The sequence below is a fragment of the Desulfomonile tiedjei DSM 6799 genome (assembly GCF_000266945.1).
In the GTDB taxonomy this organism is placed as follows: domain Bacteria; phylum Desulfobacterota; class Desulfomonilia; order Desulfomonilales; family Desulfomonilaceae; genus Desulfomonile; species Desulfomonile tiedjei.
In genome coordinates this window covers 2633868-2658084 of sequence record NC_018025.1, presented here as the reverse complement: position 1 = coordinate 2658084, position 24217 = coordinate 2633868, and the positions used below count along the sequence as shown (strand labels likewise).

Genomic DNA, 24217 nt, shown 5'->3' with positions numbered 1-24217 from the left:
GACAGAACACCGGTCCCTACCAATATCCTGTAATTCACACGCGGGATAAACGACAGAGTTTTTGGCACTGACGATAAACAGAAAAGAAAAAGGGGAATCTTCTTGGCGGAGATTCCCCGGGTCCGTTTGCACAAACGTCCTACAACAAGCCTATCACTATTCTGTCTTTTTCGCCGATTCTGCAGTTGGTTGATTGAGTCGCACCATCATCCATTGCTGCGTATTGTCTTTACCGAAATGCATGAGAGCTTCGGTCTGATCTTGAGTAAGATTGTAAAGCCCCGTTTCCATTATGATGTCGGTGTTCTTTCCATCAGCAAAGGTCCACGCGGCACGCTGGGTTTTCTTGTCAACCATTCCTTTGATGGGTCTTGTGGTGTTCGTAGTGGTATTGTAATAGGTTCCGGTTATCACGCCTTCTTTGTTGACCGCAAGCTGCAACACCATGTTTGAATCGGAAGCTCCCTCCTTTGTCAAAGCGAATACTCCCAACGGAAGCCAGTCAGCATCGGCCTGCGGTTCTGCAGGAGCTGAAGCCGCTATATCGCTGGCCTGCTGATAATACTGTTCGGCAGTGGCAACGGGTTGCCCTCCGACATACACTTGATCGCCTTCATAGTAGATATTTTCGCCATAGTCATAGTACACCGGCTCGCCACTGTAACCACCGGCAGAACCGTACACCGCTGCTCCTACCGCAGCCCAGGTCGCGGCTCTCCACCAGTAATTCCAGGGATGTCTGTTGTGATCCCAATAGGCGTGTGCCAGGTGTGGATGATCTTTCCACCACTGCGGAGTGAACATATTGTCATGCCGATTCTGGAAGTTCTCTCTTATCTGATCTGCATGGGGATGTGAAGGCAGTTGGGATGGCCTCTCTCCCGGCCTTGGTCGGTCGCCTGCACTGGGTCGATCGCCGGCACCCGGTCTCTCTCCTATACCCGGTCTCTCGCCTGCTCCGGGCCTATCGCCTATACCGGGCCTCTCACCTGGTCCAGGTCTATCGCCTATACCGGGTCGGTCGCCTATGCCCGGTCGGTCACCTATTCCCGGTCGCTGTCCCATGCCGGGTCTCTCTGCGGGAAGGGTTCCAGCCATTCGATCGCCAGCGCCTGGACGGTCGCCGGCTCCAGGACGATCCCCTCCCAACAACTGCTGGGCGCCGGCATATCCAAGTGCGCCGGCAGCAGCACCTATCCCAACTTTCCCCATATCGGACAAACCACTGCGGGGTTGTTGCGGAAGATTCAGAAATTGCTGGACCTGGGATTGGCTTGGCCTTGCCGATGCACTCGGGCCAGGTCTTCCGTCTACTCTTCCCTTTCCGGGTGAAGGTCTGGTTGCTGGTGTGGAAGGGCGTTGGGCTACCTGTCTTTGTTGTCCTGAAGATCGCTGCGGTCTCGATACCTGGCTGGAAGGTCTGGAACGGGAAACAGAGGGTCTCGAGTGAGAGCTCATGGAGGGACTTCGGTAGGAAGCTCCCCCTCCCCTGTATCCGCCACTGTATCCCCCACCACGGCCGCCGCCGAAACCGCCACCGCCGAAACCGCCACCGCGACCGCCACGAGAATAGGCGTCTTCAAGGAAGAGGTAACCACAGAAAAGAAGCAGAATCGGAATACTAACGATGACTGATTTTTTCATGATCTTTCCCTCACCTCGTTGCTCCTGAGACCGCTGAACGAACCTCTTTGCGGACCACGGTCACCGGGTTGATATTCGGCAACGGCTCACCGTTTACTTCCCGTCCTATTGACTGCCAAGTAAACGAGCCCGGATCGACGTACGAGTACACGTTGACGGAAGAGGCTTTTCGACCGTCCGGGAGTATGCTCTTCAGTTTAACCGTCCATCGATTTTCACTACCGCTCCAGGTTCCTTCAGCAAAACCGCCGTTTGAATCAAAGACCCAGGAACGAATTGTCTTGGCTTCGGGGTCCCATCCGATCACCTGAGTTCCCTCTACATCCAATCTGCCATCGACGATGACCCGAAAGGTTCCGTTGATGAATCCATAGTTCTTGGCCCACCTGAAAGATGTTTCGACCGTGGCGTCTTCATCTTTGTCTACCCAGTCCCCCAGTAGCCATTCGAGTTGCCCTAATTGAGCAATGGTGGCAAAGGGGACGGAAGACTCTTCTTCATCAACGCTCGAGAGTTTCCAATTGCCATCTTCTTTGACGAAAGCGGCTGTGAAGTGAGTTTCCTCGGGCTCGTCTCCTTGCCTCTGAACCAGCGCAATACCTTTTGCGACCGAGCGATCCGAAGATTTAAATTCCACATCGTAGAGTGCCACTTTTAATTGGATACCCTTGTTGTCCTGGAGAAATTTTTCCAGTGCCGGTTTTATTTTGTCCCTTCCTTTGAGGCGTTCCCCGGAAGCTGAGACGAATTCACCTTTTCGGCTCCAATGTGATGCCAAAGTCGTAGCATCGCCCTGATTGTACGCCTGCACGTATTCTTCCACGGCTTTACGGATTTCCTGATCGTTTTTTGTGGGATTACCGGGTTCCGCGGCACAGACAAGGCCTGCAAGAAGAAGCGTTATGCACAAACTTGTCATAACTTTGTACATGAAAAATCCCCCTCCTCTCTTTCGGTTCTGCTCCTATGTTTCAGGATAGATGTGCGTGCAGGCCGAGTCAAGACGAGAGCCCAAAAGCCATTTCTGCAATGGTTCTGAAATCCTGCCGCCCTTTGGCAGTTTAGGCTCGTGCAAAGCGGATCCGAGGAAAATCTATTCGGGTTTTATCCCGACGAACAGGTAGTAAGGAGCGGAGGCAAGAGGAAGATATGGCAGTTTGGCCCGATCCTGGCGGTAGTATTGCACTTCGAACCGGCGGCTCAGGTAAGGGACATGGTCGGTACTGGGGAATACGCCGTCCGTTTCAAACCAAACCCGCCAGAATAAGCGCGTTGTCCAATTGTGAGGGTTCTGCTTTTCAGTAATACGGAACGGGTTTCCGATGAAGAAGTCGCAAGCAGCGCAACATCCACCCGGTTTCAGCATAGCTGCTGCTCTATCGATTGCCGCATACCATTCCGGGATCATGGTAAGAGAATACGTAAACGAGAGCACATCCGCTTGTTCATTTCCGGGCAGTATAAAGCTCAAAGCATCTGCATGGATTATCTCCATATTATCCCATCCGTTACGCTTTTTTCTCTGTTGTGCCATTTCAAGAAGAGGTTCGCACAAATCCACGACGTATGCCTTCTTCAGCATGGTCATCTTCGTGCCCAAGGCTTCGAAGCTTGCCCCAGTTCCTCCGCCCATGTCCACCCAGATGCTTCCCGGTTTCAAGGTAACAAGATTGAAGAGATCCGCCCTACCCGAAAGGAGGCGTTCGCGAAAACTGTCATAGTGAGACTCCTGCCCTCTATAGAAACTGTTAAGCCGCTCCTGAAGGGTCTTTCCATACATACGTTTAAATACGAGATGATAGAGCGTCTCCAAATCCTGCAACATGTTCTTCATTCTTGTAATTCCGTTTTCTGCGCCCATTCATCTTCTCCACAGATCCGATTTCTCGAGGGCCGTTTGAGCCGCCTTCACATTTCCGGCAAATCTGCAATAAAGAAACTGCTGTACATGTGGACCCGGTCCTGCTGATGAAGGGTTGCGGCTCGTTCGGTCTGGTACGAGAGGAGTTCTTTCAGAAGCACACTTTTGCCACGTATTTGAACTTCGAGAGGATTGACGAAGTTGATTCCGGTCGCAGCACTTCTCCAGATAACGCGAGCAGGCGAGCTCGCACGCCGCACTAACCATTGCCACTCTCTGTACAGCTCTTCGCGATAATTTGCCGCCAGCCAATCCATATGATCCAGAAGAACGAAACGCGAAATGGAGCCGTCATGTTGGGAGAGGAAATCGGATACCGACCCGTTAAACCACTCAATCTTGTCAACAAGTCCTTCTTTGAGACGATTGAAGTTCTCAGGTCTCAGGTACTCCGGACAGCAAGATTTCGAATATTTCCCGTTCAGATAGACCTGCCAAAAGTAATTGTCGGAAAGCGGAAGCCTTGAAAACACGTAATCCAGGCAATCGGTGAGCAGTTTTTCCACTCCTCCGGAGTATGTCCTGTTCAAAAGATCTTTTTGTGCAGCGGGAACACCCACGGGATACAACACTAGATTGGTTTTGACTAGTTGACGGACGAAAGGAGAGAAGAACTTCCTTTTAAGATGGTCTTCATAGATCCGCTGCTGTACCTCTAAAGAAGGTGCCTCCAAAATATCTTCGATATGATTGCGGGCCTTTGCGACATAATCGATGTAATAATTCGCCGTTTTTGCGACTAATCCGGCAGAACCGCGAAAATAAAAAGACGATCTCCAACTCTTCCCCGAAAAGTACGAAATCTTTCTGTCCCAGAATCTCCGGGCATCCGGAGAGAGATGTCTGCGCATAGCATCGCGATACATTTCGGTCGATTGAGGCGAGTACCCGTTGCCAAAAAGCGAGAAAAAGTTTTCAAAGTCCAGGGATCGAATCCCTGCGATCTTGAACTGCAGCAAGAAATTTTGTCTGGGGTTCATGTCCACAGCATAGATACGATCCGGATTCTTCAGCGCATAATCGAGAGCATTACAGCCTGCGGATGTAATGACCATAACCCGATCCTGTGGAGTCAAATCCAACGCCATACGATCTATTCGCGGATCTTCCCAGCACGTATTGTACACTAGGCTGTTCCCGTGAATGAGCCCGAACAGCTTCTCCGAAAGAGCATTAACCTGCATTCATTCTCTCCATACGCATGAACGGACTCCATGCCCGCACTACACCGAAAAATGTGTTCGATTCTCGTGCACTCCATGGCTTATTCGGGCCGAGAGATCAGGCGATTATTGACGTATCTGTGATAGGTGAAGCCGATATTCGAGATCGATATGGTTCTAAGATTTCATTCACCCCTTAGCGACCGACCGTCAAGTGGCATTATACTAAACATTATAAGGATTTGGTTACGATTCTGCTATTTGTAGATTCAAATGAAGCGTATGAAAAAAGGATCACGCAGTTGCAGGCGCACAGCTCTTCGTGCGAGTGAATCGCCTGACGAAGGAAGACGTTTATTCATGCCCTATCTGCAAACTCGTTAGAGGAGCATTCCCTATGCATTCCTGGCTGCGAGAGCAACAAAGATGTACGACCAACCGTTCACAATCAACTCTATTGAAACAAAAAGTCCGATTATCCATAATCCGGACACCGGCCAATTGGCCAGTATGAGCCCTCCAAGGACCACAGAGATGATTCCCCCGAGAAGCAGCCATAGCCAGGAGCCGAATTTTCGCATTTGAAATGCCATGATTGCACGAGACAATCCTATAAAGATCAGCGCCCCTGCAATCATGAGGGTGAGCATTACTGAGGCTCCCAACGGAGCCACAATCGCGCCGATCCCTGCGATCAGATAGAGGAATGCAATGAGCACATGCAACAACAGGCTTTTCCACCCCTTACATTTGACTGCCTCTACGAACTGTGCGCCAGAGCCAATCAGCAGGAGAACACCAAAAAAGAGAACACTCGCCAGAGTAACGGCAAAAGTCATTCCCAGTCCGATGAACCCAAGGATAACGAACAGTATTCCAAGCGCCAGAAGCCATATCCAGTTTCGCCCGACTTCTCCAAAGACTTTCTCTTGAGATTGTCCGTATTGATTTTCGCTGAGTTCCGGCATTCCAGCTCCCCCCTTCCTGCAGATTCCGTTGGGATGATGAACTTACCTTACTTTACTAAATTGATGCCTGATCGCCGTAAAGGTTTCAAATGTGCAGCGTTACCATAATTTCTTGTTGCTGGTTACATATCAATTAAGGTCAATAATGTTTTGTCCGCATGATATTGGCACCGGAAACAGATGACTTTCAACTCAGTTCAACGTTATTGACGCTCGCAAATGTGAAAAAGTTCCCATGGAGCATTAATTCTCTCGTTCCGCGTGTTTCACTCCGCTGTTTCCGCTGATGATGAATTCTAGTTCAATTGCAGTAAGCTTCCAAGAGGTCCGTAGGATTCTTCCATGGCTTTGTAAAGGGGCTTCCCGTACAGAAATCCGTAAATCTCATCGGATTTCGCTTGAATATCAACATCTGCAAAACGGTCGGGGTACAAAATCTTTCCTATGGCGTACGCATCGGCAACGGCTGTGCTGATGTTCGTAACATAATAGTTGAACGGATAGACCACGAACACCTTGTTTTCGCGAAATGCTCTCAGCTCTTTATAAAATTCCGGTTTTTTCTGAAAATCCTGTTTCACCAGTGACAGGCCACCAGCATCGATGAAAATGATATCTGGATTCCACGAGAGAAGTTTCTCCTTATCCGTAAACAAATGGTCCTTTTGTGAAACCGTTTTGGCAAGGTTTTTTGCTCGGACCCAGTCCAAAGGGGTGTAGCTTGGGTCTGTGCTCTCAATCCCCTGAATCCCTTTGTATCCAAGGGCTCCTATGTAAACCGTGGGTTTCTGATTTTCGGCAATTCCTTCGGTGCGGGATTGAAGATCCTTCCTTGCGTTTTCAATGTACGAGATCACCTTTTCTGCTTGCTGTTCCGCGTTAAGGACTTTTCCCGCAACCCTCAGCGAATCGTACATGAGTGCGTCGAAGGAGGCGAACCTGCCGTGGGAGAGAATAACTACCGGAATGCCCAGCTTCTTTTGCAGTGCATCCGCATTGGACGGCTCCATATAGGAAATAAAGATCACATCCGGACGAACGGAGAGGACCGCTTCCAGGTCCGGTTCCTTGTTGATACTCCCAGGACCGCCGGGACCGATAGTCGGCAACTTCGTCAGCTCGGGATGTGCTAGAATGTATGGTCTGCCGGAGGGACGCGTCTTCTCGAATTCTTCGACTCCAACCACTCGATCGGATGCACCGAGATACACAATCTGTCTCAGGGTTCCAGGACTCAGACAGATAATCCTCTGCGCGCTTGACGATATTTCAACAGTCCGTTTTCCCATGTCGCATACGGTAACTCTTTCCGCATAAACTGCTCCTTGAACGAGAAGCAACCCGAGAAAAGCACCAAACAGCACGAAAGAAAGTCTCTTCATGAACACGCTCCTTCGGCCCCGCCTCTGCAGCAGTGGACCGGAATGACAACCGGATACCCCTCGACCATTCTCAAGATGCTATGCACGCCGTACACTTCCTCTATCACTTCCGGTGTCATGGAATCCGTGGTTCCCATTGCGTGCACCGATCCCTTCTTCAAGATGAGAAACAGGTCTGCAAATCTCAGAGTGAGATTGAGATCGTGAATCGCCATAACAACGGAAATCCCTTCGGTCCTCACTACATCGGCGATCAGATTCATGACGTCCAGTTGATTCTTGAGATCCAGGCTGCTCGTAGGTTCGTCCAAGAGAAGCACCTTCGGTTCCTGTGCGAGCGCTCTGGCGATGACAACTTTCTGCGCTTCGCCCCCGCTGAGTGTGGAAACGGGCCGCAATGCATGTTCCCCGAGCTTCATCAACGTGAGCACTCTTTCCACGACCTGCATGTCTCTTTCAGTTGCAGCCCACTTGATATGAGGCTTGCGGCCAAGGAGGACCATGTCAAAGACCGTGATCCGGTCTTCACTGAAGCGTTGAGGCACGTATCCGATCCGCCGTGCAACCGCTTCACCCGTAAGAGCAGACAAATCCTTGCCTTCCAAGAGTACCGAGCCGCATTGCGGCCGCAACACTTTGTTTATGCATTTTAGCAAGGTGGATTTACCTGCACCGTTGACACCCAATACACCAAGTATTTGACCTTCGGACAACTCGAACCTGACATCCTGAAGCACGGGATGACTGTTATATCGAAAGCTTACATCGTTAACCGACAGAATCACCGGGAATACCCCCTCATCAGAAGATAGAGAAATAATGGCGCTCCCATAAAGGACGTGAGGACCCCGACTGGCAACGTGCCGGAGCCTACCAGAATGCGACTTATCGTATCGGCGAGCAGAAGCAGGAGCGATCCGATTATGCAGCTATGAGGAATAAGATATCTATGATCTCCGCCAACGAGACGTCTGCCGATATGAGGCGCTAACAGTCCCAGAAATGCAATGACACCCAGAAAAGCAGTCACCAGTGAGGCTATGAGAGCCGTAAGAAACATGCCGATAAGACGAAACCTATCAACATTCACACCCAAGCTGCGTGCAACGTCTTCCCCGGCCGAGAGAGCATTCAGGTCCCAAAATCTCAGACCGAAATAGAACGTGACCACAACTGCAGAAGCTGTCATGAAACCTATTTCACGCCAGTTCGATCGACTTACATCTCCGAAAGTCCAAAAGACGACCGACGCTATTTCGACTTCTGTTGCAAAATACTGAACGAGGATGGTTCCCGACACGAACAAGGATGAAAGGGCAACCCCCGCCAGAATAATGGATTCTGCAGCCATCTTCTTCAACCGTGCCAGCGCCAAGATGACGAGAGTTCCGATGAGAGCCCCGATGAAAGCACAAAAGGTCACCGAGTAGATATTCTTTATCGTCATAGGTCCCGCGGCACTGGTAGTTTGGACAGTGCTGGAATGGCCGACGGCCACCTCAGCGCCTCCCGCTCCCAGAACTACAATGGCAAAAGCAGCTCCAAAAGCTGCCCCCTGGCTAATTCCGAGAGTGAATGGGGACGCGAGCGGATTCTTCAGTAGACACTGCATGACCGCACCGGACAACCCCAGGCACCATCCGGCAACTATTGCAGCAATAATGCGCGGCATTCTGATGTTCCAGATAACGACTCCGGTCGATCCCTCGCCTTGACCGAATACTGTCGCAATCACCCTCAAAGGAGAGATATCGAACGAACCTCGAGCCAGTGCATAACACCCGAGCCCAACAACCGCGCAAGAGAAGATTACGAAAAGCAGCATCTTCCTTCTGATCAAATCCGTATATGCTTGAATGACAGAGGAGCGCTCCATGCAGACTGTACCTATCCGTTCTGCGACATGGGAAGATCGGGCATATATCCTGGAACCGCTTGGAATGTGCTGTCAGCGGTGCACACATGCATTCATCCGAAGAGGCCGATCAGTAGCACGTCTTGACAACCGCAGCCCTTTCTGTGCTATCATTATCAATAACTGTGCCACGATGTCAAGCATTCATGATGTCGTCCGATGGGGACTCGCGTCGAATCATAAGGCGATTTCCGGAGACGAAGAATAGCCGTCTGTTCATATGAGTTGCAGAGGAGAAACCAATGATTCTGAAACCCTTTCTCAGAGAGGGAGTTATGTCCCTTCCCATCACGTTCATCTCGACGGTGAGCGTCGACGGGATCAGGAATATTGCGCCATGGTCTTGCATAATGCCGATCTTGCGCCCACTCGACCTCATTTGCGCCGCATCCGCCCATAAACGCGACACCCTCCGGAACATTCGAGATACCGGAGAATTTGTTATCAACTTGCCGGGCATTCAGCTTGCGAATAAGGTGATTCCCACGGCAAAGCCCATACCGCCGGAAGCCGACGAGTTCGCTTTTTCAGGATTGGACGAGAAAAAATCGGAGCTGATTAAGGCTCCCGGTATCGCGGGTTGCTATGCCTGGATGGAATGTAAGCTTGTCACACTGTATGAAGAAACGCATTATGTTCTCATAGTGGGACAAGTGGTCAGGTTGGAGATTTGTGACGATGTTCTCACACCTGACGGGACTCTCGATTTATCCAAAGCACAGCCTCTCATGATGACGAGTTTGCGAAAAGGCATGAATTTTTGTACTGTGCATGAGATAAACCATTTCGAGCCGTTTTCTGCCATGTTTGAGGATGGCAACGACCCGCTGGCCAAGAAATACGATTGCTGAATACTGGATTTACCGATGGAGAGTATTACAATTAACCTGATTGCACAAAAGGAGGTCAATTCTCATGAATAAAGCTCAGTCAAGCGATGCCTGGAAAAAAGCAGTTGATTTTCACGGTCATGTATGCCCAGGTTTGGCTATCGGTTTCAAAGCGGCTACAGCCGGAATGGAATGGCTCAAACAAAATCGCTCTGAGGATGAGGAACTGGTAGCAATCGTCGAGACCAACGCCTGCAGTGCCGATGCGGTTCAGGTCATCACGGGGTGCACCTTTGGCAAGGGAAACTTCATCTATAAGGATTACGGCAAGAACGTGTTTTCTCTCGTCAGCCGTCTCTCGGGAAATGGCGTGAGAGTGGCGCTTCGTGCAGGCGCATTTCAGCCGAATGAAAGACACATGGAGCTTATTCAGAAAATAAGGACGGACACGGCAACCGAACAGGAACGCTCCGAGTTTCGAAGCCTGCACGAGCAAAGGAGCCTCGCCATTCTGGAAAGAGATCCGATGGAACTGTTCACTATCGAATCCGTCACCGTTGAACTGCCTCCAAAAGCGACTATCGAGCCGTCCGTATCCTGCGCCCAATGCCAGGAACCGACCATGCAATCAAGGCTGGAGCAGAAGGACGGGGTTCTTGTGTGTAAGACCTGTTCAGGAGCCATGTGATAGCAGAATCGCCGGCTAATTAGTCCTGAGGCTCCGAATGCCATTGTTCCATGTGGGCTGCGTGGGTTCTCAGGTATGCTCCGGATTTGTAGAATTTATCGTAAAATTCAAGATCGAGATGGTGTGCCTGAAGCACGGTGATCAGAAACATGGACGGCACTGTCCCGGGGAATTTGCCGAATGTGTCGAATATGTATTGAGCCTGTAGTGCAACACATTCTTTGAATTCTTCATTATGCACTTGAGCCGCGGAACGAACTTTGCGGCTGTCCTTCCAAATTCCCGGAGTATCTGGGTTGAAAGGGCCTCCGGGACCGAACTTTCGCCGGCACACTGCTTCCACCGCTTCACGCATGGAACTATAATGCGGTGGACAGAATCCTTCCATCACGCCTTCGAGACCCGTGGGATTCGGGTACGGCCAGTTTTCGTTCTCGTCATAACGGAATCGCAGCCCCGGGACAGCAGGATCGCCGCTGGCACCAAGCACGCTGAAAGGATCGATGCCGTTGAACATCCAGCCGCCGAGCCCCATTGCCTGCAACATCAAGGCCCCGGCGTAGCAGCTCAATGACACTTCTACAGAGACTTCTCCCAACGACCATTGTTCGACAAAAGTCAACGGCCAAGTATTGTTTACATCCACCATATGGCCGAATTTCTCGATTCCGGGTATTGAGCGTTTATTAATATCATCTGTCAGGACCACACCGTTTTGCAGCATGTAGCAGATATTGAGGAGAACATGCTGCGCAAGATCCGCGACCGGTATTACGAGAAACGATCCCGGGCGATTGACAACCCACGTATTGTGAGGTTCGGTATAAGGAACCTCAGGGGGAATGCCGAGCCGTCCATCCTGGAGCTTTCTGATATGTTGTTTGAGAAAATCCAGGACTGTCACCAGACTGACTTGTCCGCTCTCGTCAGGTTCTGCACATGCAGGGGCATCTCGTAGATCCAGGACATAAACACCTTCATCATCAGTAAAGAACGTCGTGCTGGTGTGAAATCCGGCCGAGGATGGAAACGTGCGGCCTCCCGCTGCTCCGGCATAATTGGAAAGAAACGGCGCATAGTGCTCCGCCCGGTAAATCATGTAGTTCCACCCGGTATTGCCCCCGCATGCAGCCAACACAAGGAGCTTTTCCAATTCGGAGAGAGGAAAGGGTTCATGACGAGATTTGTATGCAAATACCCCATCGGGAATTTCCGCTCCTCTGAAAAATCTTCTCGATCTACGCCCAATGAGAGCCTCCATCAGGCTGAAAGAAAGCATGTCCTCAAGGCCCCGCTTCTCGGAGAGTATTTCCATGGAAACCTCCATTTCAGAACAACTTCAGATTGTAGTGAACTCATGTGCGTTAGAGTAATTGTTTAAAATTCTGATGCTCGTCTCACACTCGAAGTCAAGATATAAGCACGGTCGGTGTCTCTTTCGGTCTATTCTATTGACACAATTGATTATTTTGAACATCCGCCGACATGGAGGCCGGCACCTACCAATGCTTTTGTCAATCGGCACTCTTTCGGACAATTCGTATAAGACTAAGGAATATTGAAGAAAACTACTTACCTGAAATGACCGTCCTTTTTTGTAATCGGCTTGCAGGCCGGCAATAATGGAGCAACAATATCTGTCTAATCAACAATATCTGTACGCAATTTATGAATCGTTGGGACTGGTATCAGCATCTTTGCCGTCTCCGCGATCGATTTTATCCGCACAGCGTGAGCATACTCCACGAACGAGCACGTGTCGGTCGCTCACTTTACCCCATCCCTCTACTTCGGAAGGGAGGGACATCGCGTCAATTTCCGGCCATACGAAATCCGTAATACTGCCGCATTTGATACAGCTCATGTGATGATGTTGCTGAGTATTCGGGTCAAACCGCGTTTTGTCATCAAGAAAATGAACTTTGGCGATCAATCCTTGCTCATCAAACGTGCTGAGCGTTCTGTACACCGTATCGAGTGAAACAGTAGGCAGTCTTTTTTGTACACGTCTGAATATCTCTTCAGCCGAGGGATGATCGTTGGCAGAAATAACTTCAAGGAAAATCTCAAGGCGCTGAGGCGTAACTTTGATAGCGTGCTCTTTACAAACAGTGCGAAACATCTCAATTTTTTGATTTCTGGACTGTTTCACTGAAGAAATCCTTGTAAGTACTTCACGTTCTGTAGCCTCAATTCGCGAAAAGTTCCTGGTTCCCCGGCAGTTCGAAATGAAGATCCTTCAGAGGTGTTCAAACGACCTCTGAAGGATGATGGGCTGTGACAGCAGGTTGGCACCGATCCTGCCGAACGTTTATGGGTTTACAGCGCCCTCATGAAGGCAACGAGAGCCTTTTTCTCGTCTGCATTCAAGTTGAGACCCTGAATGAGGTTGAAAAATTCTACTGTGTCTTCAAGTGTGATCAACCTGCCGTCATGAAGATACGGAGGCGACTCTTTGATGCCTCTGAGGGGAAAGGTCTTGATCGGTCCGTCAGCGGAAGCCATTCTTCCGTTTATCATTTTCGGTTTGAAGAATCGCTCGGCTTTCAGATTGTGCATGAGGTTATCCGTATAGTAAGGGGCAGGATGACACACTGCGCATTTGGCTTTTCCGAAAAACACTTCCTGACCCTTTAGTTCGAGCTCGGATGCCTTTTGGGGATCGAGTTTCCCATAGATATCCAACTTGGGGGCAGGTGGAAAGTCAAGAAGCTCCTGGAATTCAGCCATGAAATGCACCTGACTGCCCCGCTCCAGAACGTTGACGCCTTTCTTGGTTGCTATGACAGGATCGCCGTCGAAATAGGCCGCACGCTGTTCGAATTCAGTGAAATCCTCGACACTCTTCAGGGCGCGTTGAGAACCGAACAAACGCTGAATGTTGACTCCTCGCAGTGTAGGAGTGTCGAGTCGATGGCGAAATTCCTGGGGTCGAATGTCACCCACCAGGTGAGTAGCCCCGTTCGTATGCCCGTTTGCGTGACAATCAAAACAGGTGACTCCACGAGAAGGCTTTTCGGAACGACGATCGTCCGTCTGGTTGAACTGCTGCTGAGGAAATGGAGTAACAAGAAGTCTGAGACCCTCAAGCTGTTTGGGGTTAAGAATTCCGTTAAATAGCTCGAAGTAATTGTCGATGGTCACCAGTTTACCCTTGGAAACGTCCCCAAGGTCCGGTCTTGTTGTCAAAAAGATTGCAGCAGGAGATTCCGGCAAAACGTGGTCCGGCAGGTCGAAATCCAGGTCGAAGCGCGTGAGGTCTCTTTGCTCCTGTTTCTTGATTTCCTCTATGTGCGTCTTCGGGAAGACCATGCCGCCTTCAGGATGATTCGGATGAGGAAGCGGATAGAAGCCTTCAGGCCATACATTCTTTTCTTTAATCTGCTCGGGTGTCATGGCAGCGAGCTGCTCCCATGTAACGCCGCCCTGAGGAAGCTTGACTCGCACGCCTTCCTGTATTGCCTTCCCCCGGGACATAGTAACGCCCTGGGCCGGCTTATTGCTGAGATCGTAACGAGAACTGAGCAGGTCGGTATGTTTCTTCTCGATTTCAGGTTTGGCTGCCTTCATCCGAGTCATAATCGAATCAAAGGGCTCAGTGATGACAACCGGAGAATAACTGCTTGGGACCTTCTTGGATTCAGCATAGATCAATCCAGCAAGAGCCACAATCATGCAGCAGGCCATAACAAAGATTAACTTGGGTCGTACGAATTTCACTAAAGTACCTCCTTTTCCAATTGTTTGTCGGGTTAGTTACTAATGCCCTCTCTTCCAGGATTTCGGAAGATGAGCTCCTATGCAAGCACTGCATAGCAGTTGTTAGGAATACTTCCTATTTCTGATCATAGTGGAGCAACTATTCTCTGTCAAGACATTGTGCCCGTCTTAACTGGGACTAACCAAAAATCAATAAACAAGGTTGTTATATATGTTACAAACCGGTTTGGCCATCAATGGCGCATTGCCCGATCGGATCGCCTGCAGCTCAAGGATGACATCCCTGACATAATCAGCACATTTCCGGATGGAAAACACTTGACATTTTTGATAGTGCTACGTATTCTTCTGCCGTAGCATTCTATGTCATGATTTAATTTTTTGTAGCCATCCATGGCGGTGCACTTTGTCAGAACCGCAGCAGGATTTGGCAATTTGGAGGGAGGGTGAGGTATGCCTTTCGTACGGTCTTCCATTGTTCTCATTTGTATCGTCCTCGTGTCGTTCGTTTCCTCTCCGGCTTCGGCCTGGGAATTCTCCATGGACGGCGGGTTCAACTATGTGTATGAATACTACGGTCAGCAGGGAAACCAGGGATTCTTCGGCCAGTTCAATGTAGATAGAAGTGTCGGCGTTGGAGGTCTATCTGCTGGGGATTATACTGCAGTCAATGCCTGGGTCGGTCGGCAGATCGGACGGCAAGGAAACGACTTTGCTGCTGGATCCGACGCTGTTAAGGCTTATCAGAATCTTGAACTGTGGCCCCAATTCACCGTTACCAAAGCTATACGCTTCAGAGGCAAGTACCGCCTTGGTGCGTACGGCGACCCCAACAATTCCGATTATTTGACTAATACCAAGCCAGGCACTAATGTGGCAACCTCCGATGGGCAATGGACCATGTGGTGGGTAGTCGCGCAGACGCCTCTCGGTCAAATCGCGGTCGGTAAGAGGCCGGAAGCTTTTGGAACAGGTCTTCAATTCAATGGGTACAGCAATAATACGACTGAAGGGCTCGCCCTGATAGCGCCTTACGGTCCGCTCCGTCTCAGCTTGGCTCTAAGACCTCAGTGGCTCTTGCAGCCTGATTATGAACTGAACTCCCGGTACAATTTCTTCAACATTCTCGATAAAAACAATCTGAGACAGCTTTCAGTGCGGGTCTTTGCGAACTATCAGAATGGTCCCGTCGATATAGGAATCTTCTGGGCCGGCATGCGATGGCATGCGGGCAAGGAATCACAGGGGTTGATAGTCACGGTTCCTCCCACGGGAGCGGCTACCCGCAACACCTTTTATCCATATGACGTACTGCTGAATCTGGGCACGTTCTATCTTAAATACAATAACGGACGCTTCTTTTTTAATACCGAGTTGGCCTACTATAATGAAATCATCGACACCCTTGTGACGGCACTTCCGGGCCCAAGATATAAGGAATCGTGGAGATACATGGCCGAAACAGGAATCATGGCAGGTCCGACGAAGGTGAGTTTCCTCTATGCTTTTATGCCCGGCCCGGATCGGCGCGGAGGCGCACTGATAAACAAGCAACCGTACACCCAGGGTGCAGGTCAAGGAGCATATGACGTGTTTCGTCCTTACAGCTATTTGCTCGGTTATGCCTACGGTTCCGGTGTGAATGCATTTAACGTGAATGGAGACGGCTATATCAATGCAGCCTGGGTGCTTGCTTCTCGAGTAGATTATTCGGTTGCGGCCAACTTGAATGTTTTCAGCTCTTTTCTCTGGGCTGAACGGTCGTCCCACGGCTACGGGTGGGGATACTTGAGACCCAATCAGACAGCCACAGCAGTGAGAACCGTGAATGCCGCCGGGACGCTCGTAGATACAGTAACATGGACTCCTGTCCTTACCTATAAACAGCACAGGAACGCGCCAAATATTCCCGATACAGCCCTGGGCTGGGAAGTCACGACCGGTTTTGATTGGAAGCTGCTGGAACGCTATACGCTGGGAGGACTGATATCTTATTGGCAGCCGGGAAAATGGTTCAAATATGCTTCGATTGACAGAAGCATTCCCGGATGGGACACTCAGACGGACTCTACCCCTGCTTATCCTTTCGGCACAAATCCCGACCGTACTATAGACCCCATTCTTGGGGGATGTGTCTCCCTGACAGTGGATTTTTAGAGCATAGCATCTTTGAGGAGAGTTTTCTCATGAACAGAGCAAAAGCGGAATTCTTTGATTCCCAGGTGAATGAAGCCTGGGCTGCCTCGGACTATGGGGCGGAAGAGATTGCAAAAATAAACCGAATGCTGGCGTATGCAGACCTCCGTCGGGGACACCGCGTCATTGAACCGGGTTGCGGTACAGGGAGACTGACTGCCATTCTCGCCCAAGCTGTCGGACCGACGGGCATGGTTCTCGGATTCGAGATCAGCCGGGAAATGAGAGAAGCAGCTCTGCGACGCATGCGCACACGAGAAAATGTGTTGCTCCTCCTGGAACCTGTTGAAGCATATCCGTTTGCTCCGGAGGACTATGACATTGTGCTCTGTCACAATGTATTCCCCCATTTTGATGACAAACCCGCTGCGCTTCGGTGTCTTGCAACCGCTCTGAAGAAAGGAGGAAGATTCATTGTCTTTCACTTCATGAATTCGGCCGGTATCAACGATCTTCACCGCAAAGCCGATGTATCGGTGTTGCATGATATGCTCCCGGCAGAAACGGAAATGCGCAATCTTTTCCGAGCTGCGGGGATGAGCATCGACATGCTCCGGGACGATGAACTTGGATATCTGCTTTCAGCCACTCGGAATCGCTGATTCAACAAAACGAATTATGGTCAAAGTCTTGAAAACCTTGGAACTAACAGGCCGGTGTTGTGTCAACTCATGTAATTGGCTGTTTCACAAGTCTTTTTTGCCCGGTCAATTTCGCACTTCGGGTTTTTTTCCCACACAACAATCAGTAAACAGACAGAACAAAAAATCGACTATTCTTAATGAATTAACATCAAGATAGGTTTCTAAGCCGAAAAACAGGGAATGGGGATTACGGTTGTTTTTCGCCCACACCCACAGGATGAAACCATTCATATTTACATAAACTACTGTAACCATAGGTTATCTTAATGTTGGCATTGTGTTTGCTTAGTGTAAAGAAACTAGTGGGGCGACGCAGTTCAATGGGGTGAGGGTCTCGGCGAAAAGACCAAGGGGAGGATATTGATACAGAGGGTTATTGGTACAGACCCCCGAATTGTAAAATTGATTCACCACAGAAATTGCTACGATTTCGCATATCGAATCTTTTAATTATTACAGTGTCGCCTCACCTGAATTTATTTCTACCCAATACATAACCAATTCCAACACGCAGTAAACGCTTCGAGTTTCGGTGCACGGATCAGGGTTTTCTGTCCATGCGGCCTCGAATTCGAGAGTGGCAGAGCACTTTCTTCTGCCACTCTCTTTTTTGGAGGACGGACGATCTCTACCTATCGGCAGACGGCCTGTGCTCGGCACTGATTGGACTATCCGAATTTTCAGCAGGATCGATTTACAAAGAGCGCCCGGAAGTTCTCTCGAACATTCTTCTCCATGGAAGGATTTCTTCTAATTTGAAAGAACTGTTCCCAAAAACGGGGCAGTAAAATGGCAGGGTCATAGCTGATCGTTGCAGTTCTCGACCAGACGCTGATCCTATATCCCTTTAGGCCTGGGATGAGCCTCAATCCTTTATCGATATCAACGTCCTGGAGGATTGACATGACTTTGGGAAGATTTGAAAAAGAAGTCGTCGTCACAATTTTCCCGGCAGTGTGATCGCTCATCTCGATCAGATGCGCCAATTTGAGGAGACGCTCTATCACATCTTGAGCCTCTTCCGGTATGTTGACAGACTCCATAACGACTATTCCCCTTTCCTGTTGATTGCTCTACCGAACGTGACCCTAATCAATGTGCCGATGGCGAGTCAAGGAGTCTCGACTCCCTTACAAAATCCTAGCACAAGGTTCTGTTCTTGTGCTGATTCGCTTTTCTTCTCATAGTCCGGGAGGCTGGAGGTATCCTTACCCTCTTTCTTTTGTCAAAGCGTGATGAATCTCAAGATATTCACATGCTCGGTTCGGAAAGGCCATTCTGCACTTTCGTAACTGACAAGCCACAGTGTCCGGTTCAAATGTAAGGCGTTACGATGTCGAAACTGCATTTTCTTTGAGAATGAGCTTGAAAACGGGAAAGGAATAGCTAATAACTACAGTGGGGCTGGATGCTCACGTATGACAATTCTGCAATGAGAACTGATGTCTGACAGTATCGGGAAGACAGATCTGCAGTTCTGACTAATTACAGAGGGGCTGGAACCATGCGCTATTTTTCGATAGTCAAGATGATGTTAGTTCTGTTCGCTGCCGGCGTTGTCTGTGCTAACGCGATGACTGCCACCACCGACGAAGGTCGAAAAGTCATCCTGAATTCTGACGGAACGTGGAAGTATGCTTCCGACAAGGAGTCATCATCGGCTGGTACGGAATTGAGAAAAACGAAGAATGCCACAAGCATTCTTAAAGGGAAAGCCGGTTTCTACGAACTCTGGTACAACCCTGAAAAATGGACGTTGAATCCGAATTCACGGCATCCTGTGGCTGAATATCAACTCGTGAATTCCTCCAAAGAAGGCCAAGCGATGGTTATTGCTGAGAGGATTTCCGTGCCGATAGAGACCCTCCGGAAGATAGCGATTGATAATGGAAAGAAGGTGGCCCAGGACCTTGAGGTAACTGACGAACAAAATGTCAGAGTGAATGGACAAAATTTCCTCAAGATGAAAATGCTCGGCTCGATTCAAGGAATTCCTTTTGCATACTACGGAATATATTGGACCGGAAAAGCTGGTTGTATTCAGCTCATTACCTATACGGCTCAAAATCTTCTTGAAGAATTTCAGCCGGATTTCGATGAATTGCTGAGCGGGCTGGTGATTACGCGTCCTTAGCGCATGTTTTTGGGGGCGGCGGAGAACGCATAGCTAGAATTTTCCTGAATCGAGGAAACGGGGATGGTCATCTGACCTCTCCTTGACAATACATCCCATTTGGCCGATCTCTACGCGGCCGGGACGTGGCTTAGCCGGTAGAGCACTGCATTCGGGATTGGTGTCGGGCCTTCTTATAGCACTTAATTGCGACTCACCTTCAATAATTTCACGACGTTTCGTCTCATTCGGTTTCGTTTGATCACTCCTCGTTTCAAATTCTGTTAGCTGTGTTAGCTGGTTTTTCCGATGGACAACATCCATGCCAACTCTCTATTTTTGTTGGTTGGAAATCGATCCTCGGCACTTCCCAGATGCCACTTCCCCCATATCCCACGTCGCGTAGCCTTGCCTCGATAACAACTCCGCAATGGTAACCTCCGATGAGGTCAGACCATCCAGCTAGCCGCCTATCGGGACTGCATACGTTCTGAAGCGAATCGAGAAGCGACCGGCCATGAGCGCAGATCGCGTCGGAGTGCATCGGCCTCCACTTTGAAGTTCAACAGCCTCTGCGCCTCTGTGGCGAGAAGGTCGACGCGCGGGATGAGTGGGTGCGCAGCGGAGAAGGCCGAAAGGTCTTGCCGGAAGGTCGCGCGCCCTTGCTGCTCCTCTGGCAGATCCCCGTGATTGTCTTCATAGCGATTACGCTGATTTGCACGGGAGTGGCGATCCTCAGCGTCTGGCGCGTGTCTCGTATTGAACCAGCTATCGTGTTCCGAGGATGAGCATGAGCACGAGTGCACAAACAACTGACCTGAAGGCCGCCGTGCATCTGTCCGCTGTGAACAAATCGTTCCGGAACGGCGAGCAGGTCACGCCGGTGCTTAAGCACGTCGAATTCACCGCGTACATGGGCGAAATGCTCTTGTCGTTGGACCTTCGGGCTGTGGTAAGACGACGCTACTCTCCGTGCTGTGCGGCACTCTGAACGCGGACTCGGGCGAAGTGACCTTGTTCGGCCACCATCTGCATCAGTTGTCGCCGTCCCGCATCACACAATTTCGTGCACGTCATGTCGGCTTCATTTTCCAACAGTTCAATCTGCTGCCCACGCTCACCGTCGTGGAGAATGTCGCCGTCCCGCTCCGCATTCAGGGCGTGTCATCCGGTAAAGCCATGACTCGCTCCGTGGAAATGCTCTCTCGCGTCGGCCTCCATGAAAAGGCGAACGAGCGTCCGTCACGTCTTTCCGGCGGACAGCAGCAGCGTGTTGCCATCGCTCGCGCTTTGGTACACGAGCCGTCGCTGCTTGTCTGCGACGAGCCAACTTCCGCTCTGGACTCCGAAACCGGCAGGCAGGTCATGGAAATACTTCGCGCAACAGCGAGTGACGCCCACCGTCTTGTCATCATCGTCACCCACGACCCGCGCACATACAAATACGCCGACCGCATCGCCCATATGGAAGACGGACGCATTTTGCGGGTCGCGCCTTACTCGAACATTGAAACACTTCAAGGAGGTGATTCGTGAGCATACTCCTGCGCAAGTCTTCCTTGTTAGCCGCTGTCGTTGGTATCGTAGCAGTCATTCTTATGGTTCACAGAACAACGGCGGTTGAGCCCATGCCGCAGCCGCCCGTCGCGCCCGTACAAAAGCTGACCGAGCACGTCATCGCAGCGGCAGGCATGGTCGAAGCCTTGCGTGAGAACACGAGTATTGGTGTACCTGTGTCTTCCCTGGTGAAAACCGTGTTCGTAGAAGTGTGGGACAGAGTTGAGGCCGGCGCACCGTTACTCCAGTTGGACGACCGCGAACTGCAGGCGCAACTCAAGACACAACGAGCCGAGTTGCATGTGCGAGAGGCCGAGCTCGCCAAGGCACGCCGCCAGTACGAGGTCAAGGAATCGTTGCGGCCGAGCAATGTGGTTTCACGTGACGAGGCCGACACGCGTCGTGAAGAGTTCGCCATCGCACAGGCGCGGGTGGAGTCCGCTTGCGCCACTGTTGAGCAAACCGAGTCGCTCATCAGCAGGCTGACCGTCCGAGCTCCCATCGCCGGGACGGTGTTGCAAGTCAACACGCGCGCGGGTGAGTACGCCATGCCTGGCGTGAGTACCACGCTGATTTTGCTCGGTTCGATTGACGAACTGCAGGTGCGGGCCGACGTGGATGAGCAGATCGCACCACGCGTAAAACCCAGCAGCAACGCCGTCGGCTACCTCAAGGGCGACACACAGCGCCCCATCCCGATGGAGTTTGTTCGCATCGAGCCCTACATCACGCCGAAGCGTAATCTCACCGGATTAAGTACCGAGCGGGTGGACACGAGCGTGCTCCAAGTCATTTACAAATTCCCGAACAATTCGGCGCGCCCCGTCTATGTTGGCCAGCAGATGGATTTGTTCATCGAGGAATCAGCAAGCGATGGCAGTGGGGTCAGTTACCCTCTGAGGCAGTCTAATGTTGCTTCTTGCCGGTTGTGTCCTTCTTGGCCCGAACTACAATCATTGGCAGATCTCCTGAATGCCGTGCGGGTCCCCTGCGACCATTGATTGATCCATGTCCCGCATAGACCTTGCCAACGGCGCTTGCGGCCGAATAGGCCATCAGCCCTGGACATTCTGGGGCGGTCTTTTTCGGCGTTATTTTCCGGCAAATCTGCTATCATAAAAATCCATCGGTTGGCCGTCGAGTTCCTGGCAGGAAAATCCAAAGTTGTGGACACGCAGTTCGGAAGCACGGGGCGGAGGGTTTGGTCACGAGATGAGGGCACTCATTCAGTAAAACAATCCTTACAAAGACTAGTGTCATGTCCACTCCATGAGCGCATCGGACAATGTCCGGATTGTTCGTGATACTTCGACCTCCTACGGTAACGCATGTCCCATTTCCGCTGCAGCCCCCTCGTTTTGAAACCTGTTAGCTGGGTGTTAGCTCGGGGACAATCTTAGAATCAGCAGGCACTTGACAGGAGCGCGAGAAGCCTGTAGTTTAGCGGAGTCGGGACGTGGCTCAGCCTGGTAGAGCACTGCATTCGGGATGCAGGGGTCGCTGGTTCAAATCCAGTCGTCCCGACCATGTAACTACTTGAAATCATTAAGACAGGCCACCCAACTGGGTGGCTTTTTTCTTTCCCTGATGCTCAACTGTTACTCCCATATTACTCCCATGACCATTTTTGCCTGTAATCTCGCGTGCTAACAAGACTTCAGTTTCACCATTTTCCACTATGAGCTTCTCTATAGCTTCGAGTAGTTCTTTATCACTGATGCGTCCATACCTGTCAGAAACGCTCCTAGCCTTATTTTGGTGGCCTAAAATCGTTTCCGCTATCTGGAAATCGATACCAGACCTTCGCGCATTGGTTCGCCACGTATGACGTAAATCGTGGAATCGTGGACGTGCATGTTTCCACTCTCCACTCTTCTCCAATGCAGTCAATGCACGATCCCAGCAGTTTTTGAAAGTCTCAAGACCAATAGGACGTGCTCCCTTGCTATCTCTCAGCAGAAAAAGGTTGTCAGTGTCAGCAGGTGCAAACCTGACCAATGGTTCAATGGTGGGGAGTAAATCTTGATGAATGGGAATTCTTTTCCAGTGCGCCTCTTTTGTCGCCATTGGTGAAATCACGATAATGCGCTTGGCCAAGTCCACCTGTTTTCGAGTCAGTGCTAAAAGCTCGCCACGTCTCGCGCCTGTGTAATACGCAGTCCAAATAAGATCCTGATACCATTTTGGACAATGCGAGGCGATTAGCTGCACATCTGCGAACGATAGATACACTTGGCGCTCGCCTGACCGTGTAGACAGTGCCTTTAATGAACGAACAGGGTTTACGTCCACCACGTCATTCTCGACCAGAATCCTGAACAGCTTCGATAAGGTGGCCAGCTCACGATTGATTGTCGAAGCCTGTTTACGCTCGCGCAGTCTATCGTTCTGATACTGTTTCAGGTGCGCCACCTTAATCAACTTCACTGGGGTATTCGCGCCAAGCCTTGGTACAAGGTTCAGTAATGACGCCTCGTGTCTCCAGCGTCCAGGCGAATCTCTTATTTCTGGATCTGTCAGAAATAGCTTGCTTGCATCTTTCAACGTAAACTCGCGCCTTGGCTCTGGTCCAATCCCTAAAGATGCCGGTACTTCGATTCCCAATGACCTGAACATTGTACCGCACGCTTCACGACTCGCGCTGTCCAGCTCACTGAAATTCCAGTTTTTGCACGCATTGGAAATCAATGCTTCAATCCTCTTCGCCTCTTTCTCACCTCTGGCAGAAGGACACTTTAATGCTGGAAGCCTCAACAATACTTTCTTTTTCTTCGCCTCTAATCCCATCCCTTCAAGCTGTCGTATTGTGAAGGGATAGAAGAAAAGAGCGTACTCACTCTGACCTTTGCTCGTTTTGATGATTACCATGAACGAAACTCCTCTTTGAGTCTCGCTCTATCAGTGTTTCCCCTATGATTCGTCTTGCGTCTCGCCTGTCTGTCACCCCCTTTCGAGTCAGAGGGTAAGAGTTTATGACAGGACGTGTCAACAGGATCTTGCGCAGGGGTCGCGTCAATTCGCCTCTGTTGAGCTCGCGCACGTCCAGCACGAACAGCAGGAACAGCGCTCGACTCCACATGGCACGCTCTTAAATAAGCGTGTACATCGTCAGCAGTGAAACGCCTCTCTTTGGCATTAATCCAGAAATAGGACAATCTCCCAGCTCGACACAACGCATGAACGGTCTTCGTGGACATTTGCAGGAGTTCAGCAACCTGCTGGGGTCGTAAAATGGTAGGGATGGGGGAGTCTTGCTTTACTGGCTGTAAAGTTTCTTCAAATGGTCCTTCTGTTACGCTCTCTTCTCTGTCCAGGTGATTCACTATACATGGTCACCTCCGCGTTATCCCTGGTCGCGATGCAGGGGACACCTTAACAGGTGCGACTTGCCTCAAGACAGCGCGTCAAGCCGCGTGCCTTTCTCGTGAGACGATAGGGTGCAGCAGGGAAGCTACACAGACCGGATATCCAATTAC

General features: G+C 50.5%; 22 protein-coding genes and 1 tRNA gene. 9 read left to right on the top strand and 14 right to left on the bottom strand.

What is annotated here, in order from left to right; all coding sequences use genetic code 11:
- Positions 1-156: 156 nt before the first annotated feature.
- The 8 genes from DESTI_RS31225 to DESTI_RS11095 form a co-directional block, all read right to left on the bottom strand.
- Entirely contained in the window at positions 157-1644 is a 1488-nt protein-coding gene (locus DESTI_RS31225) for a chromosomal replication initiator protein DnaA (protein WP_014810055.1), read from the bottom strand.
- A 10-nt stretch (positions 1645-1654) separates the two neighbouring features.
- On the bottom strand, positions 1655-2575 hold the full coding sequence (locus DESTI_RS11125; RefSeq protein WP_014810054.1) for a YybH family protein: 921 nt from the start codon (positions 2573-2575) through the stop codon (positions 1655-1657).
- Between the two features lie 162 nt (positions 2576-2737).
- Positions 2738-3505 (bottom strand): class I SAM-dependent methyltransferase, encoded by a 768-nt coding sequence (locus DESTI_RS11120; RefSeq protein ID WP_014810053.1) that lies wholly within the window; start codon positions 3503-3505, stop codon positions 2738-2740.
- A 47-nt stretch (positions 3506-3552) separates the two neighbouring features.
- Complete coding sequence (locus DESTI_RS11115) at positions 3553-4749, bottom strand: BtaA family protein (protein ID WP_014810052.1); 1197 nt, start codon at positions 4747-4749, stop codon at positions 3553-3555.
- A 374-nt stretch (positions 4750-5123) separates the two neighbouring features.
- Positions 5124-5696, bottom strand: coding sequence for an HdeD family acid-resistance protein (locus DESTI_RS11110; RefSeq protein WP_014810051.1), 573 nt, complete (start codon positions 5694-5696; stop codon positions 5124-5126).
- 296 nt (positions 5697-5992) lie between these two features.
- A complete protein-coding gene (locus tag DESTI_RS11105) occupies positions 5993-7078 on the bottom strand; it encodes an iron ABC transporter substrate-binding protein (RefSeq protein WP_014810050.1) in 1086 nt (361 codons plus the stop codon).
- Positions 7075-7863, bottom strand: a complete 789-nt coding sequence (locus tag DESTI_RS11100; RefSeq protein WP_014810049.1) for an ABC transporter ATP-binding protein — start codon at positions 7861-7863, stop codon at positions 7075-7077. Before DESTI_RS11100 ends, DESTI_RS11105 begins: the two co-directional genes overlap by 4 nt.
- Complete coding sequence (locus tag DESTI_RS11095) at positions 7860-8954, bottom strand: FecCD family ABC transporter permease (protein WP_041286142.1); 1095 nt, start codon at positions 8952-8954, stop codon at positions 7860-7862. The genes DESTI_RS11100 and DESTI_RS11095 overlap by 4 nt, the downstream gene beginning before the upstream one ends.
- Positions 8955-9235: 281 nt before the next feature.
- Between DESTI_RS11095 and DESTI_RS11085 the strand changes: the two genes are divergently transcribed.
- Both DESTI_RS11085 and DESTI_RS11080 read left to right on the top strand, forming a co-directional pair.
- The gene (locus tag DESTI_RS11085) at positions 9236-9844 is read left to right on the top strand and encodes a flavin reductase family protein (RefSeq protein ID WP_014810046.1); all 609 of its coding nucleotides are present in this window, start codon (positions 9236-9238) and stop codon (positions 9842-9844) included.
- A gap of 64 nt (positions 9845-9908) precedes the next feature.
- Positions 9909-10511, top strand: coding sequence for an FmdE family protein (locus DESTI_RS11080; RefSeq protein ID WP_014810045.1), 603 nt, complete (start codon positions 9909-9911; stop codon positions 10509-10511).
- 19 nt (positions 10512-10530) lie between these two features.
- Here the strand turns inward: DESTI_RS11080 and DESTI_RS11075 are convergent, their stop codons facing one another.
- The 3 genes from DESTI_RS11075 to DESTI_RS11065 all read right to left on the bottom strand — a co-directional run bounded on the left by DESTI_RS11075 (position 10531) and on the right by DESTI_RS11065 (position 14186).
- On the bottom strand, positions 10531-11826 hold the full coding sequence (locus tag DESTI_RS11075; protein WP_014810044.1) for a hypothetical protein: 1296 nt from the start codon (positions 11824-11826) through the stop codon (positions 10531-10533).
- Positions 11827-12177: 351 nt separating this feature from the next.
- Complete coding sequence (locus DESTI_RS11070) at positions 12178-12663, bottom strand: Fur family transcriptional regulator (protein ID WP_014810043.1); 486 nt, start codon at positions 12661-12663, stop codon at positions 12178-12180.
- A 167-nt stretch (positions 12664-12830) separates the two neighbouring features.
- Positions 12831-14186, bottom strand: a complete 1356-nt coding sequence (locus DESTI_RS11065) for a cytochrome B6 (RefSeq protein ID WP_237671490.1) — start codon at positions 14184-14186, stop codon at positions 12831-12833.
- Between the two features lie 498 nt (positions 14187-14684).
- On the opposite strand from DESTI_RS11065, the gene DESTI_RS11055 reads away from it, so the two are divergent.
- On the top strand, positions 14685-16388 hold the full coding sequence (locus tag DESTI_RS11055) for a hypothetical protein (protein WP_014810041.1): 1704 nt from the start codon (positions 14685-14687) through the stop codon (positions 16386-16388).
- A 29-nt stretch (positions 16389-16417) separates the two neighbouring features.
- Entirely contained in the window at positions 16418-17029 is a 612-nt protein-coding gene (locus tag DESTI_RS11050; RefSeq protein WP_014810040.1) for a class I SAM-dependent methyltransferase, read from the top strand.
- Positions 17030-17751: 722 nt separating this feature from the next.
- On the opposite strand, the gene DESTI_RS11045 is transcribed toward DESTI_RS11050, so the two are convergent.
- Complete coding sequence (locus tag DESTI_RS11045) at positions 17752-18114, bottom strand: hypothetical protein (protein ID WP_014810039.1); 363 nt, start codon at positions 18112-18114, stop codon at positions 17752-17754.
- Positions 18115-18575: 461 nt separating this feature from the next.
- On the opposite strand from DESTI_RS11045, the gene DESTI_RS11040 reads away from it, so the two are divergent.
- The 5 genes from DESTI_RS11040 to DESTI_RS11020 all read left to right on the top strand — a co-directional run bounded on the left by DESTI_RS11040 (position 18576) and on the right by DESTI_RS11020 (position 22268).
- On the top strand, positions 18576-19205 hold the full coding sequence (locus DESTI_RS11040; RefSeq protein WP_014810038.1) for a DUF3157 family protein: 630 nt from the start codon (positions 18576-18578) through the stop codon (positions 19203-19205).
- Between the two features lie 769 nt (positions 19206-19974).
- The gene (locus tag DESTI_RS31220; protein ID WP_211213773.1) at positions 19975-20175 is read left to right on the top strand and encodes a hypothetical protein; all 201 of its coding nucleotides are present in this window, start codon (positions 19975-19977) and stop codon (positions 20173-20175) included.
- Positions 20157-20720 (top strand): ABC transporter ATP-binding protein, encoded by a 564-nt coding sequence (locus DESTI_RS11030; protein WP_237671472.1) that lies wholly within the window; start codon positions 20157-20159, stop codon positions 20718-20720. The genes DESTI_RS31220 and DESTI_RS11030 overlap by 19 nt, the downstream gene beginning before the upstream one ends.
- Positions 20717-21742, top strand: coding sequence for an efflux RND transporter periplasmic adaptor subunit (locus DESTI_RS11025; protein WP_014810037.1), 1026 nt, complete (start codon positions 20717-20719; stop codon positions 21740-21742). Before DESTI_RS11030 ends, DESTI_RS11025 begins: the two co-directional genes overlap by 4 nt.
- A gap of 449 nt (positions 21743-22191) precedes the next feature.
- Positions 22192-22268 (top strand) — tRNA-Pro (locus tag DESTI_RS11020).
- Positions 22269-22286: 18 nt separating this feature from the next.
- Here the strand turns inward: DESTI_RS11020 and DESTI_RS11015 are convergent.
- Positions 22287-23609 (bottom strand): tyrosine-type recombinase/integrase, encoded by a 1323-nt coding sequence (locus tag DESTI_RS11015; RefSeq protein ID WP_014810036.1) that lies wholly within the window; start codon positions 23607-23609, stop codon positions 22287-22289.
- On the bottom strand, positions 23603-24064 hold the full coding sequence (locus DESTI_RS31745) for a helix-turn-helix domain-containing protein (RefSeq protein ID WP_014810035.1): 462 nt from the start codon (positions 24062-24064) through the stop codon (positions 23603-23605). Before DESTI_RS31745 ends, DESTI_RS11015 begins: the two co-directional genes overlap by 7 nt.
- Between the last annotated feature and the right edge of the window lie 153 nt (positions 24065-24217).